Source organism: Thalassovita autumnalis (assembly GCF_001458255.1).
Classification (GTDB): Bacteria; Pseudomonadota; Alphaproteobacteria; order Rhodobacterales; family Rhodobacteraceae; genus Thalassobius; species Thalassobius autumnalis.
In genome coordinates this window covers 172075-184992 of the sequence record NZ_CYSB01000038.1, presented here as the reverse complement: position 1 = coordinate 184992, position 12918 = coordinate 172075, and the positions used below count along the sequence as shown (strand labels likewise).

Sequence of the window (12918 nt, the reverse complement as noted above, 5' to 3'; positions counted from 1 at the left end):
TTTTTGCGGGCCGTTATGGCCCGGGCCTTGATGAACGCCCCGTGGCCATCGGCCGCTTGGGGTCTTTATGTGCCGCCCCCGATCGATTTGGCGGTGGGTTTGGCATGCGAACGGGGGGCCTGTGCCCCCCGTTCTAGGTATGATCCGTCAGATCACAGTTCTTTTTTGATGCCGGTTGCAGCGTCTTCGCTGACCCAGGCTTCCCAGATCTCAGGATAGGTCTCCAGGAAGTACCAGGCCGCGTCACCACCGGTGGCCTGATTTTCGTTCATGTAAACCAGCATGGTGTTCATGACGTCACCGGGGAACACACGTTCCTTCAGGTAATCAACAGCCACGCCACCCTCTTTCAGGAAGCGGTCGGTGACCACGGTATGCACCTCAGATTCGGTGTAAGAGGTCATCTGCGGGTCCAGGCATTCCTGTTCTGGCTTCACGATGCAGCCGTCCCAGTTTTCCGAGCCACCCCAAGCGGTTTCCCATTCCAGCAGGGTCAGGTTGTACTTGCCGATCATCGCGGTCGGCGCCCAGTAGTAGCCAAACCAGTTTTCACCACGTTCAACCGCTTTGGCGATCGAGCCGTCCAGACCCGCGGCGGAACCCGGATCAACCAGCGTCCAGCCTTTGTCTTCCATGTCAAAGGCGCGGAACAGGTTGGCGTTTGACAGCTGACAGCCCCAGCCGGCAGGGCAGCCCAGGAAGGCGCCTTTGCTTTCATCTTCGACGTAGGGGAACAGATCGGGACGCGCCAGAACCTTCTCCACGGTGTTCAGCTCAGGATGGGCTTCGACAAAGGCGGGCGACACCCACCAACCTTCCCCCAGACCGGTGATCGGGCCGTTTACAACGGAATGCAGGCGCCCCTCTTCGGTGGCTTTGGCCAGCGGATCGCGCACGGCGTTGATCCACAGTTCGCCTGCCACATCCGGTTCGCCCTTTTCGTTCATCGACGCAAAGGTGGTGGTGGTGGCGCCGGGGATCAGATCCACTTCGCATCCGTAGCCCTCTTCGAGGATGATCTTATCGACATTGGCCATCAGCTCACCCGAGGCCCAGTTCCATTCCGCGATGGTGACGTTGCCACACTCTGCGGCTGCCGCGCCCCCCATCATCAACGACACACCCATGCTCACTGCGCCGAGCGCTGCAAATTTCTTCATGTTCAGATTTCTCCCAAAGACTTTGTTCAAGTTGACCCCGCCCATGGCCCCGTCGACCACGATCCGGCACCGCCCGGAGAAGGCGATTTGCTCGGAGAATTTACCCAAACAGCGGTTACCAAATAATGAAACAAAAACGACATTAATCCGAGCCTATGTCGCAAACAGACCACAGGTGGGATTCAAAGTAAACTGCGAAGAGGCTTCGTCCAGTTCACGTTTTACGATTTATCATCTGATATCAGTGACCAATGGCCCCACGGCGCCCGTGACCCTGTGCTGTGTTTAAGGCTTGCACAGGCCAATCTGTTAGCGCAATCATTTGCGGCAACTCCTGCAGCCAACCGAAAGGCCCGCCATGCCTCATCCCAGCCCTGTTTTCCCCGGCAGACCGGCGCTGTTTGTGATGGGGGTCAGCGGCTGCGGCAAAAGCAGTATCGCCGCCGCTCTGGCCGCGGCGCGCAATGGGATCTACGTTGAAGCAGACGCGCTGCACCCGGCAGAAAATGTGGCCCATATGGCGGCCGGCCAACCACTGAGTGATGCGATGCGCCTACCCTGGCTGCGGGCGCTGGCGTTGCATGTGGCCGACCAGCAGGCTGCCCACCCTGACCAGCAAGTGTTCACGGCCTGCTCAGCGCTGAAACGCAGCTACCGTGATCTGATCCGCACCCAACTGCCGGACGCCGTGTTTCTACACTTAAGCGGCAATCAGGCGGTGATTGCCGCCCGTATGGCGGCGCGGCAAAACCACTTCATGCCCACCAGCCTGCTGGACAGTCAGTTTGCCACGCTGGAGACGCCGCAAGCGGATGAGGCGCATGTCACTGTTTCAATCGATGGCGATCTGGAACAGGTCACCGCAGCCTGCCTCGCTGCACTTACCTAACGTAATAACCTAAAGCTTTAACCGATGGCGCGCAGCATGCTGACGCCACCCCAGGCCGCCACGCCAGTCAGCGCCGCCCCCCAAATGGTGTCCAGCACCACCTGCTGCATCGTCCAGTCCTTCAACGTGGCGTAATTTGTGAACTCATAGGTGCCATAGGCCATCAGCCCCAGCAAAATCCCCCCAATCAGCGCCGCCGAAGGATCATCAGCCCGCATGGCCGGCAGTGAAACGAACCAGACAATCCCGGCCACATAGCCCAGATAGAACAACCCTGCCGCCCCCAGCCGGAAATCCTCGGCAAAGAGGTGACCCACATGTTGTTCAAACACCGGTTTGATGAACAGCTTCAATCCGATCACATCGACCACAAAGAAAATCAACGCGGTGGCTAGGTAGAGGAAGACGATATTCATGAGGCTCTTCTTTCTTAGAACAAGCCGCGCTCAGCGCAGTAACCTACGGGTTAAGGGGAACGCCAGCGCATAGGGCAGGAGGCGCAGCAGCTTCAGGGGTAGGGTCAGGCGGCGGGGAAAGTGTACTTCGAACGGGCGGCGATCCAGCCCGCGCACAATCGCCTGCGCTGCACCTTCGGGTGTCATCAGCCCGGGCATGGCAAAGGCGTTTTTTTGGGTCAGACGGGTGTCAACAAACCCCGGCGACAACAGGCGCACGTCAAAGCGGCCGGACAGTTCAATCCGCAGGCTTTCCGCCAGATTGATCACCGCCGCCTTGGTGGCGGAATAGATCTGCCCCTGCGGCAGACCAAAATAGCCCGCGACACTGCCACAGAGCGCCAGTTGACCTGCCGGTCGCAACACCGACACAGCCGCGCGCGCGACCATCAGTGTGCCAACCAGGTTCACACGCACAATGTCAGAGGCCCGCTGCAAATCCAGCTCCTCCACCTGACCGGGATCATAAAGCGCCGCCATGTTGATCACCCGGTCCACCGGCCCGATCGACCGCATTGCCAGCTGGGCCTGCGCGATTGATTGATCGTCACCAATATCCAACGGCAAAACATCGTGACTTCCGGGCAGTGTTTCCGCCAGCACATGCAGCCGCGCTTCGGTGCGCGCGCTCAGGATCAGGCTATCCCCGCGATCGGCATAGGCACGCGCCAGTGCCTCACCGATGCCCTCAGACGCACCGATCAGCCAGATCCGTTCGGACCGGCGCGGGTTAGGCCCGCCGGATCGTCGTCCTTCAGGCATGGGCCAGCTCCACCTGCACCACATCGGTCTGCCCCACCGCGAAGGAGGCCGCGCAGATCCCAAGGTAATAGCGCCAGTTGCGCAGGAAACCTTCGTCATAGCCAAGGCGGCGGATCCGGTTTGACTGTTCCACCAGCCGTTCATCCCACATCGCGCAGGTGCGTGCGTAATCGATGCCGAAGCCATGGCTGCCGCGCACCTGTAGACCGGCCTGATGGGCCTGTTCGGTGATCTTTTGTGTGCTCAGCAGCATGCCGCCGGGAAAGGTGTATTGCCGGATGTAGTCCGAGCTGTTGCGGTAGGTGTCAAAGTAATCATCCTGCACGGTGATCGCCTGAATGACCGCGCGCCCGCCCTGCGCCAAACGCTGTTTCAGGGTGGAAAAATAGGTCGGCCAGTAGCGTTCGCCCACCGCCTCAATCATCTCAATCGACACGATGTTGTCGAACTGACCCTGCACCGCGCGGTAATCTTGCAGCCGGATGTCTGCGCGGCCATCAAGCCGGGCATCAGCATAGCCTTTCTGGCTGGGTGAAATGGTCACCCCGGTAACACGACGCCCTTGTTCTGCGGCACGTTCCGCAAAGCCGCCCCAACCGCAGCCGATCTCCAGAATGTTTTCGCCTTGGCCCAGACGATCAAGGATCCGATCATATTTGCGGGTCTGTGCGCGGGACAGGTCATTATCGCCCGGCGCAAACAGCGCTGAGGAATAGGTCATCGTGTCATCCAGCCACAGCTGGTAGAATTCATTGCCGACATCGTAGTGCGCTTTGATGTTGCGCGCGGCACCCCGGCGGGAGTTTGCCCGCAGCAGCCGGTCCACCACGCGGAATTTCAGCGTCTGCCAGAACCCGGCATAGGCATAGCCGGTGAACTGTTCGAGGTTCATCAGCGCCACTTTGGTCAGCACCTCAATCGAGGGGGTTTCCCACAGGCCCGCCACATAGGTTTCGCCCAGACCAATATCGCCCCTGCTGGCAATCGTCGTCACAACCGACCAGTCCTTGATGTCCATCTCTGCCTCAGGCGCGCCTGCCCCGAAGGTGTAGCGTTCCCCCTCAGGGGTGCGCAGATGCAGGGTGCCACGGTCGATCCGTTCGCAGGTTGCCAGAAAGTCTGCTTTGACACGGTTGCTTAGGAACAGCATTCAAGACACCTCATGTGTTGGGGGTGTAGGGCGGGTGCGGTAGCGCGCGCCTTTGAGTTTCAGGATCAGCGCCTGCCAATGGATCAGCGCCATGGTGCGCAGACCGCCCATCGGGCGGCGCAGGCTGGCCCGCATGAGGCCCCGATTGGTCAGCGGCTGGCATTGCCCAGAAAGGGTGGCCATCACACCCTCCTCACCGTTGCGGTGCAGGATCTGGATGGCGATCTGATCGGGGCGGATATCAAAGCGGAAGTCATAGCCGCCCTTAATCTCCTGAAAGGGCGAGACATGCAGTCGTTTAGATTTGCTCAGCTGGGTTTCGCGGGTGATCGGCGCAAAGTCCTCCGCGTGACACAGGTAAGAATGGCGGTCGTTGAAGGGGGTGGAGACCTCAGCAATCACCGCCAGCAGATCGTCATTGTGATAGGCCAGCCAGAAACTGACCGGGTTGAACCCGTAGCCCAGCCAACGCGGCTGCGTCAGCAGCCTTAGCGTGACCTCTGTCGTCAGCCCATGTTGTTCCAGCACCTCACGGGCCCAGGGGGCGCCCTGCCCTTCACCAATAACACCGCCATGATCCCGGTCATGCACCGCCGCCAGATTGAACCGGTTGCGGCTGAACAGCCTTGGCGTTGGGCCTGTTGCCTCCGGGTCCAGCATAAGGAAGTCGACACTGTAGCGGAAGGCATTGCGATGCGCCCCGCGCCGGGTGTGGGTGGTCACGCCTTGAATGTGCTGAACTTGGTCCATACCTTGGTTACTCTTGTACTCTGCACTCATGCATATTGTGCCCGCAGCTCTGGCCCCGCGGCCTGGGCGTTCTGCGCCAGTTCGCGCGCGACACGCACAGCGCTGGCAAAGCCATCTTCGTGGAAGCCATGGCGGGTGTAGGCGCCAGCGAACCAGGTCTGGTTCTGCCTCTGCATCTGCCGCAACTGCTGCTGCGCCGCCAGCGCCGCACGGTCAAACACCGGGTGACGGAAATCGGTCTGATCGTAAATCATGTGATCCGGCACCGGGGTTGCCGGGTTGAGTGAGACAAACAGCGGATCACTTTCATCAATGTTTTGCAGCCGGTTCATCCAATAGGTGACGCCAATGCTGGGCTCCGGCAGGCGGGTATCGGCCTTGTACACCCAGGAGGACCAGACCGCACGGCGCTCAGGCATCTGGCTGACGTCACGGTGCAGGATCATCTGATTGTCCTGGAAACGCATCGCGCCCAGAACCGCCTGTTCCTCAGACGTGGGGTTGGCCAGCAGGCGCAATGCCTGATCCGAATGGCAGGCAAAGATCACCTGATCGAACCGTTCCGGCTCCATCCCATCGGCGAAAACCGTCGCGGCGATGCCATCCCGTTTGACGGCCGAAACCGGTGTGGCCTTGCGCAGCGACACGCCGGTGCGGGTCAGGTGACGTTCCAACCGGGTGACATATTCGATGCTGCCGCCATCCACCGTCCACCATTGGTGCTGACCGCTGGCCGACAATAGGGCATGGTTGCGGAAGAACTGCACCAGCGATTTGGCTGGGAAGCTGCGAATTTCAGACGGCGGCGTTGACCAGATCGCGCCACATAGCGGCATCAGGTAGTACCGCTGGAACCAATCCCCGAGGTTCAGATCGGCCATCAAATCAGCGATGGTGCTGTCATCATTGTCGGCCAATGCTTCAGCGCGGGCATTGAAGCGCATCACATCGCGCAGCATCCGCACAAAACTGGGACGCAACACGTTGCGCTTCTGCGCCAGCAAGGCCTTGATGTTGCGCAACCCGTATTCCACCTCACCCTCATTAATCGAGGCGCCAAAGCTCATGTCGCTTTTGCAGACCGGGACATCCAGATCCTTAAACATCCGGGTCAGGTGCGGATAGTTGGCGTAGTTGAAAACGATAAACCCGGTATCCACCGGCTGCTGACCAGTGATCCCAGCCTGAATAGTGCGTGCATGCCCGCCCAGCCGCGGCGCTGCTTCGAACAGGGTCACCTCATGCTGGCCCGCCAGCAGGTAGGCCGAAGCGAGACCGGAAATGCCGCCGCCAATCACGGCGATGCGCTGCGGAACAACGGGTAGAGCGTCAAACGACATGAGATCTCCTGTTAGGTTTGCCTGAGTTATTTGAGGGTGTTACGCCTCAACAACGCCATCGGATCACTTAAATGAAAAAAGAATGATCCAACTTTTCAGACGTCCCGTAACAGGGCTATGCTGACAAAAAGTTACGAAGACATCGCCACCCTTCGCCCCCGTGCCACGCTCGGGGCTTCGGTGGCCCGCAGGGAGCGCAAGAAAGTGACGTCAGCGCCAGGGGATGACGGCTGTCAAAAGCCCGCTGCGACTGAGGTGCAAATCGCACCTGAAACGCAGTGGATGTTGGCTGTCCGCGATCAACGCGACAAACCGGCCTTCGCGCGCTTGTTTGACCATTTTGCGCCACGCCTGAAAGGGTTTGTGATCCGCTCTGGCTGCAATCCGGCGCAGGCGGAGGAAATTGTGCAGGACGTCATGTTGACCGTTTGGCACAAGGCGGATCAGTTTGACCCGCACCGGGCCCAGGTTTCGGCGTGGATCTACCAAATCGCCCGCAACCGTCAAATCGACCTGCATCGTAAACTGGGCCGCCCCGTGCCCGAAGAGCTGAAGGAAGAGCCGGGCCTGGAACCCGACGCCAGCCAGATCCTCGCGGTGCAGCAGGAAACCACTCAATTGAAAGACGCGCTGTCGCGCCTTGCGCCGAACCAGCGTGAAATGATCGAGAAAGCCTACTTGGGTGAGCTGAGCCATCAGGACATCAGCAAGGCCACAGGCCTGCCCCTTGGCACGATCAAATCACGCATCCGGCTTGGGCTGGAACGACTGCGCCACGATCTCAAGGCAATGCGCTAAGATGACCGCAATTACCCAACATACCCCCGACGCGCTTTTGGCTGCTTACGCTTCCGGTAGCCTATCGCCCGTGTTCTCGCTTGTGGTGGCCACGCACATCTCCATGTGCGAAACCTGCCGTGCCGCCTACGAAAGCCATCAGGCCATCGGCGGTGCGCTGCTGGATGCCACCGATGCCATTGCACTGAGCGACAGCGTGAAATCAGACATCTTTGCCAAGCTGGATATGGCGCCAGAGGCGGCCCTGCCGCGCGATCTGCCCAAACCCGCTGCGGCCAACGGCATTTACCCCGGCCCTTTGATGGAGGCGCTGAAAAACAAGCCCCCGCGCTGGCGCTCGCTGGGACTGGGCATGAAACAGGCCATCATCAGCGCCGATGCGCACGGCTCGGTGCGGTTGCTGCACATCCCGCCGGGACAGGCGGTTCCGGACCACGGCCACAACGGGATGGAGCTGACGCTGGTGCTGCAAGGCAGCTTTAGCGACGAAACCGGCCGTTTTGGCCCCGGTGACATCGAAGTGGCAGACGAAGATCTGGATCACACACCGGTGGCGGATGCGGGCGATCCCTGCATCTGTCTGGCAGCCACGGATGCGCCGCTGCGGTTCAACGAATTCATGCCGCGCTTGTTCCAGCCGATTTTCCGGATTTGAGCCTGTTCTTAACTGTCCTGCCCTATCGGACCTCAGCGCGCCCAGATCAGGGCGCGCAGACCAGCCCCACCATGTGACGCACCACGGACAACAGTTGACGCAATTGCGTCTCGCTCTTGGCTTGGGATTTATAGCCGACACAGGTGACCCTGACCCATTCCGCCATCTGTTCGACCGTCAGATCATGCTGCGCCAAGGCGGCTGACTGATCTGCAAAAAGATCCAGCAGCAAGGCCTCCTTGATGGCATCCACCTCGGACATCGCCCGATGCCCGGCAGCACTGAGGCTTTCCTCCAGCGTTTCCACCTCGGGTGAGGCGGTCATGATCCGAAACGGCTGCACCAGGGCAATCTCAAAAAAGATATCCAGCTTATCCGCTAGCGCAGGCGTTTCCGCCCATTGCGCGCGGGTCTGCTCTTCGATCTGGACCCCGGCGTGTCGGATCAAATCGCACAGCAGCACATCCTTGCTGGAAAAGGCGTTGTAGACCGTCTGGCGGGCCACACCGGCCTCTTCGGCAATGTCCTTCATGGTGGTTTTTTTCAGGCCAAACCGGGTGAACACCCGCATCGCAGCCTCAAGGATTTCGATCTTGCTGTCACTCATAATGGGCATATTGACAAAAAACGGCCAAGTGTCAATATTGGACACAAAGACGACTCGTGTACAGATGCCCAAATCGGTCAGCACCGCCGACCTTTTCTGGCCATCAACAAGGGGCGGCTTACCATTGACCTATCTAAGGCAGCTCAAGACAGCCCAACGCAGCCGGGGCGCCACCAAGGAGATTGCAGCATGAAACTGATTGTGAACGGCACTGAACGGCAGGTGGAGGTCGAAGATGACATGCCCCTGCTGTGGATTCTCAGGGATGAGCTGGGCATCACCGGTGTGAAATACGGCTGCGGCATCGCCGCCTGTGGCGCCTGCACCGTCCATGTCGACGGCGAAGCCATGCGCAGCTGTCAGGTGACCGCCGACACGCTGGAAGACGGTATGGAAATCACCACCATCGAGGGCCTTGGCACCCCGCCGGCCCTGCATGCGGTGCAATCGGCCTGGGTCGAACATCAGGTGGCGCAATGTGGCTATTGCCAGTCCGGCCAGATCATGCAGGCCGCCGCGTTGCTCGCTGAGATCCCGAACCCGACGGATGAAGACATCGATGACGCGATGAGCGGCAACCTCTGCCGGTGTGGCACCTACCCGCGCATCCGCGCCGCGGTGAAAACCGCCGCTCAGACCCTGCAGGAGGCCTGAAGACTATGAACAAACCGCAGTCCCGTTTGCGCAAATATTCCCGCCGCGCCTTCCTGATCGGGGCCACCGCCATCGTTGGCGGTGTGGCCTTTGGCACCTACGCCTTGAAGCGCCCGCATGACAATCCGCTGGAGGCCGATCTGGCCGCGGGTGAAGCGGCGATCAACCCGTTCGTGAAAATCACCAGCAACAAGATCACCCTGATCGCGCCCCATGCTGACAAGGGCCAAGGCGTGCAATCCGCCCAGGCTGCGCTGATCGCCGAAGAGCTGGATGTGGAGCTGGATCAGGTTGAAATCAGCTTTGGCAAGCCAGCCGCCGCCTATTGGAACACCGCTATGGCCGGGGAGCTGGCCCCCTTCATGAGCTTTGATGAGGGTTTCGCCGCCCGCACCACCCGCAGTGCATTGGGGGCGGTGACCAAGGTCATGGGGCTGCAGGGCACGGGCGGGTCGTCCTCGATGCCCGACCAATATGAAAAGCTGCGCGCCGCAGGGGCCGTGGCCCGCGAAACGCTGAAGGCGGCCGCCGCAAAGGTTTCTGGCGTGCCAGTCGCCCAGCTGAAAACAGCGCGTGGGGCCGTACAGCTGCCCGACGGCACGGAACTGGCCTATACCGCGCTGGCCGGGGCCGCAGCGGATCTTGATCCCGTGACCGAGGTCACTCTGCGCGATCCCAAAGACTGGCGTTTGATCGGCAAACCGATGCAGCGGACGGATATCGTTGCCAAATCCACTGGCACCCTGACCTATGGCATCGACCTAAAGATCGACGGCATGGTCCACGCCGCGGCCAAAGTAAACCCGCGTCAGGGCGGCGCCATGCTGGGGTTTGATGCCTCAGCCGCCAAGGATATGCCCGGCGTCCAGCAGGTCATCGAGGTGCAAGGACCAATCACCGAGCGCGCCGCCGATGGCAGCCTGACGACACGGAGTGGACCAGTAGGCGTGGCGGTGATCGCCAACAACACCTGGCGCGCTTTCCAGGCCTTGGAGGCGATTGACATCGAGTGGGGCAAAGCCCCCTACCCGGCTGAAATGGACGGCCATTGGCAGGTGCTGTCTGACAGTTTCACCGAGGAGCGGCTGGACACCGATTGGCGCAAAGACGGCGATGTTGATGCCGCTCTTGAGGGGGCTGAGGTCTTGGAGGCGGAATACCGCGCGCCCTATGTGGCCCATGCGCCGCTGGAGCCGCTGAGCGCAATTGTGCGGGTCGACAGTGACGGCGCCGAAATCTGGGCCGGCCACCAGATGCCACGTTTCCTGCAGATGAAAGTTGCCGGCGCATTGGGGCTGGATGATCAGGAAAAAGTCACCTTTCACAACCAGTTCATCGGCGGCAGCTTTGGCCACCGGCTGGAGTTTGAAAACATCATGGTCGCCACGGAAATCGCCCGGCAATTGCCCGGCGTGCCGGTGAAACTGACCTATTCACGCGAAGAGGACTTTGCCCATGATTTCCCGCGCCAGATCGCAATGTCGCGGTCCCGTGGTGCGGTGAAGGACGGCAAGGTGGATGCCTGGGATCTGCAGATCGCCATGCCCTCGGTTCTGGCCTCACAAGGCGCGCGTCTGGAACAGCCCGTCGTAGGCCCGGATGCGCAGATCATCTCGGGCGCGTGGAACATGCCCTTTGACATCCCGAACCTGCGGGTACGTGGCTACAAAGCGCCTGCGCTGGCGCCGATCAGCTCCTGGCGGTCGGTCGGGGCCTCATCCAACGGGTTCTTTGCCGAAGGGTTCTTTGACGAATTGTGCCATGCCGCAGGTGCCGACCCGATGATGGAACGGCTGCGGCTGGTCAACAACCCGATCCACCGCAAAGTGCTGGAAACCGTCGCAGACATGTCCAACTGGGGCAGTGAACTGGGCCCGAACCGCGGCCGCGGCATCGCCATGGTCGAGAGCTTCGGCGTGCCCACCGCCGAGGTGATTGAGGTCACCGCCACAGAAGACGGCATCAAGATCGACAAGGCCTTTGTGGTCGCCGATGTTGGTCAGATCATTGATCCGGTGAACTTTGAAAACCTGATGCAGGGCGGCGTTGTCTGGGGCCTGGGCCACGCAATGAACTGTGAGATCACCTATTCCGACGGGATGGCCGAACAGTCAAACTTTGACAGTGCCGAGGCGATGCGCCTCTATCAATGCCCTGAGATCTTCATCAAGGGGCTGGAAAACGGCGACAAGATCAAAGGCATCGGTGAGCCGCCAGTGCCGCCAGCACCCGCCGCATTGGCCAATGCGATCTTTGCTGCGACCGGCACCCGCTTGCGGGAAATGCCCTTCGCCAATTACGTGGATTTTGTCTGATCCCAAAACCAATTGGGCCCCGGAATATCGCTACGATGTTTCGGGGTCTCGCTTATTTCAACTGCCGCACAATCGCCTTGCTGGGCCAGCAGGTGGGGGTCTGACCCTGCGCCTCTTGCCAGCGGCCGATGGAGCGGCGGGTGCGGGAGCCGGCCAGACCATCAGCGCCACCCACGTCATGGCCCAGGGCCTCCAACCCGCGCTGCATCGCCGCCACTTCTGAACGCAGCAGGCTGTCCGTCTTGCCCCAGCCGACCTTGAAATCGCCCATGTTGTAGCGCACCCGATCACCGACATGGCCGACGAACAGCGCGTAGAGGTCACTTTCGTTATAGTCTTTCAGCACGTAGAAATTCGGCGTCACCAGGAAGGCCGGACCGTGCCGCCCGGAAGGCAACATCAGATAGCCCTGCCCTTTGGCCTCATGCGCGGGGAAGGCACGCCCGTTGATGCGGGTGACGCCCAGTGCAGCCCAATCTGCGATGCTGCGCCCCTGATCCGGCCCCTCCAGCGCGCAGGACAGGCTGGCAGGCACCTTGACCTCAAAACCCCAGTCGCGGCCCGCAACCCAACCATGGTCAGCGAGATATCGCGCGATGGAGGCCAGCGTGTCAGCCTCAGACCGGAACAGATCCACCGTGCCATTGCCATCACCATCAGCGCCGTATTTCATAACATTTGACGGCATGAACTGCGGCTGCCCCAACGCCCCGGCCCAGCTGGATTTCAGCCCCCGTGGACTGGCGTGGCCGGCCTCAATCAGTTGAAGCGCCGCGATCAGCTCATCCGTGAAATAATCCGCGCGGGTCGACAGGAACCCTTTGGTCCCCAAGACCTGCAGCGCATCATGTTTGATCGCCACCCGGCCAAAGCCGCTTTCCCGGCCCCAGATCGCCAGCAGGATCCGCCCCGGCACGCCGGTCTGTTTCTCCAGCCGGGACAGAAGTGCGCTGTGTTTCGCGCGCAGCTCCTTGCCCACCCGGGTGTTGTACTCCAGCGTCTGGCGGGTGAAATACCGCGCGGGGCGACCGAACTCGGCCTGTTTTTGCACCTGTTGTTCGGCCTTTTTGCTGGGGATCACCAGATCCGGCAGATCCAGCTTCAGCGTCACCCCCTTGAAGGCCGCCTGAAAGGTTTTGCGCCGCACACCTGCCGCCTTGGCCTCTGGCCAGACCTCCTGCTGCAGCCAGACCTGGAACTGTTTTTCCAGCTTGGCATCCGCTTGGGCGGCTTGAGGGTTCAGCAACAGCGCGGCGGTCACAGCAAGGGCAAATCGGCGGATCATTGGAAAACCTGTTGGGGGCGATGTGAAACACGCCAATCCTACGCTGGCCGGGATGGCCAGAGCAACGCCTCCGGCGGGAGTATTTTGGGAACATTGAA

At 60.7% G+C, this 12918-nt stretch carries 13 protein-coding genes; 5 read left to right on the top strand and 8 right to left on the bottom strand.

Annotated elements, in window-relative coordinates; all coding sequences use genetic code 11:
• Nucleotides 1-152: 152 nt before the first annotated feature.
• Nucleotides 153-1160, bottom strand: coding sequence for a glycine betaine ABC transporter substrate-binding protein (locus TL5118_RS15600; RefSeq protein ID WP_058244739.1), 1008 nt, complete (start codon nucleotides 1158-1160; stop codon nucleotides 153-155).
• A 358-nt stretch (nucleotides 1161-1518) separates the two neighbouring features.
• Here TL5118_RS15600 and TL5118_RS15595 point away from each other — a divergent pair, with 358 nt between their 5' ends.
• Entirely contained in the window at nucleotides 1519-2049 is a 531-nt protein-coding gene (locus TL5118_RS15595) for a gluconokinase (protein ID WP_058244740.1), read from the top strand.
• A gap of 17 nt (nucleotides 2050-2066) precedes the next feature.
• On the opposite strand, the gene TL5118_RS15590 is transcribed toward TL5118_RS15595, so the two are convergent.
• Genes TL5118_RS15590 through TL5118_RS15570 form a run of 5 tightly spaced genes read right to left on the bottom strand, consistent with a single transcriptional unit; the run spans nucleotide 2067 to nucleotide 6506 of the window.
• On the bottom strand, nucleotides 2067-2465 hold the full coding sequence (locus tag TL5118_RS15590) for a DUF2177 family protein (protein WP_058244741.1): 399 nt from the start codon (nucleotides 2463-2465) through the stop codon (nucleotides 2067-2069).
• Nucleotides 2466-2495: 30 nt separating this feature from the next.
• Nucleotides 2496-3266, bottom strand: a complete 771-nt coding sequence (locus tag TL5118_RS15585; protein ID WP_058244742.1) for an SDR family NAD(P)-dependent oxidoreductase — start codon at nucleotides 3264-3266, stop codon at nucleotides 2496-2498.
• Nucleotides 3259-4416 carry an SAM-dependent methyltransferase gene (locus TL5118_RS15580; RefSeq protein ID WP_058244743.1) on the bottom strand — a complete coding sequence of 386 codons (1158 nt, stop codon included), beginning with the start codon at nucleotides 4414-4416 and terminating at the stop codon, nucleotides 3259-3261. The genes TL5118_RS15585 and TL5118_RS15580 overlap by 8 nt, the downstream gene beginning before the upstream one ends.
• A complete protein-coding gene (locus tag TL5118_RS15575) occupies nucleotides 4417-5166 on the bottom strand; it encodes a DUF1365 domain-containing protein (protein ID WP_058244744.1) in 750 nt (249 codons plus the stop codon).
• Nucleotides 5167-5192: 26 nt separating this feature from the next.
• Entirely contained in the window at nucleotides 5193-6506 is a 1314-nt protein-coding gene (locus TL5118_RS15570; protein ID WP_058260807.1) for an NAD(P)/FAD-dependent oxidoreductase, read from the bottom strand.
• A 282-nt stretch (nucleotides 6507-6788) separates the two neighbouring features.
• Between TL5118_RS15570 and TL5118_RS15565 the strand changes: the two genes are divergently transcribed.
• The gene (locus TL5118_RS15565) at nucleotides 6789-7304 is read left to right on the top strand and encodes a sigma-70 family RNA polymerase sigma factor (RefSeq protein WP_082626404.1); all 516 of its coding nucleotides are present in this window, start codon (nucleotides 6789-6791) and stop codon (nucleotides 7302-7304) included.
• A gap of 1 nt (nucleotide 7305) precedes the next feature.
• Nucleotides 7306-7959: a ChrR family anti-sigma-E factor gene (locus TL5118_RS15560; RefSeq protein WP_058244746.1), complete on the top strand. Its 654-nt coding sequence runs from the start codon at nucleotides 7306-7308 to the stop codon at nucleotides 7957-7959.
• 46 nt (nucleotides 7960-8005) lie between these two features.
• Here TL5118_RS15560 and TL5118_RS15555 read toward each other — a convergent pair whose 3' ends face one another.
• Complete coding sequence (locus tag TL5118_RS15555; protein WP_165590054.1) at nucleotides 8006-8566, bottom strand: TetR/AcrR family transcriptional regulator; 561 nt, start codon at nucleotides 8564-8566, stop codon at nucleotides 8006-8008.
• 189 nt (nucleotides 8567-8755) lie between these two features.
• Between TL5118_RS15555 and TL5118_RS15550 the strand changes: the two genes are divergently transcribed.
• Nucleotides 8756-9220 carry a (2Fe-2S)-binding protein gene (locus TL5118_RS15550; protein ID WP_058244748.1) on the top strand — a complete coding sequence of 155 codons (465 nt, stop codon included), beginning with the start codon at nucleotides 8756-8758 and terminating at the stop codon, nucleotides 9218-9220.
• Nucleotides 9221-9225: 5 nt separating this feature from the next.
• Complete coding sequence (locus tag TL5118_RS15545) at nucleotides 9226-11535, top strand: molybdopterin cofactor-binding domain-containing protein (RefSeq protein WP_058244749.1); 2310 nt, start codon at nucleotides 9226-9228, stop codon at nucleotides 11533-11535.
• Between the two features lie 52 nt (nucleotides 11536-11587).
• On the opposite strand, the gene TL5118_RS15540 is transcribed toward TL5118_RS15545, so the two are convergent.
• Nucleotides 11588-12820, bottom strand: a complete 1233-nt coding sequence (locus TL5118_RS15540) for a lytic murein transglycosylase (RefSeq protein WP_058260806.1) — start codon at nucleotides 12818-12820, stop codon at nucleotides 11588-11590.
• Nucleotides 12821-12918: the final 98 nt, after the last annotated feature.

Excerpts from the sequence above, each read along its gene's own strand:
- TL5118_RS15555 (WP_165590054.1), bottom strand. The coding sequence starts at position 8,566 with ATGAGTGACAGCAAGATCGAAATCCTTGAGGCTGCGATGCGGGTGTTC.
- TL5118_RS15565 (WP_082626404.1), top strand. The coding sequence starts at position 6,789 with ATGTTGGCTGTCCGCGATCAACGCGACAAACCGGCCTTCGCGCGCTTG.
- TL5118_RS15540 (WP_058260806.1), bottom strand. The coding sequence starts at position 12,820 with ATGATCCGCCGATTTGCCCTTGCTGTGACCGCCGCGCTGTTGCTGAAC.
- TL5118_RS15570 (WP_058260807.1), bottom strand. The coding sequence starts at position 6,506 with ATGTCGTTTGACGCTCTACCCGTTGTTCCGCAGCGCATCGCCGTGATT.
- TL5118_RS15575 (WP_058244744.1), bottom strand. The coding sequence starts at position 5,166 with ATGGACCAAGTTCAGCACATTCAAGGCGTGACCACCCACACCCGGCGC.
- TL5118_RS15580 (WP_058244743.1), bottom strand. The coding sequence starts at position 4,416 with ATGCTGTTCCTAAGCAACCGTGTCAAAGCAGACTTTCTGGCAACCTGC.
- TL5118_RS15560 (WP_058244746.1), top strand. The coding sequence starts at position 7,306 with ATGACCGCAATTACCCAACATACCCCCGACGCGCTTTTGGCTGCTTAC.
- TL5118_RS15590 (WP_058244741.1), bottom strand. The coding sequence starts at position 2,465 with ATGAATATCGTCTTCCTCTACCTAGCCACCGCGTTGATTTTCTTTGTG.
- TL5118_RS15595 (WP_058244740.1), top strand. The coding sequence starts at position 1,519 with ATGCCTCATCCCAGCCCTGTTTTCCCCGGCAGACCGGCGCTGTTTGTG.
- TL5118_RS15550 (WP_058244748.1), top strand. The coding sequence starts at position 8,756 with ATGAAACTGATTGTGAACGGCACTGAACGGCAGGTGGAGGTCGAAGAT.
- TL5118_RS15600 (WP_058244739.1), bottom strand. The coding sequence starts at position 1,160 with ATGAAGAAATTTGCAGCGCTCGGCGCAGTGAGCATGGGTGTGTCGTTG.
- TL5118_RS15585 (WP_058244742.1), bottom strand. The coding sequence starts at position 3,266 with ATGCCTGAAGGACGACGATCCGGCGGGCCTAACCCGCGCCGGTCCGAA.
- TL5118_RS15545 (WP_058244749.1), top strand. The coding sequence starts at position 9,226 with ATGAACAAACCGCAGTCCCGTTTGCGCAAATATTCCCGCCGCGCCTTC.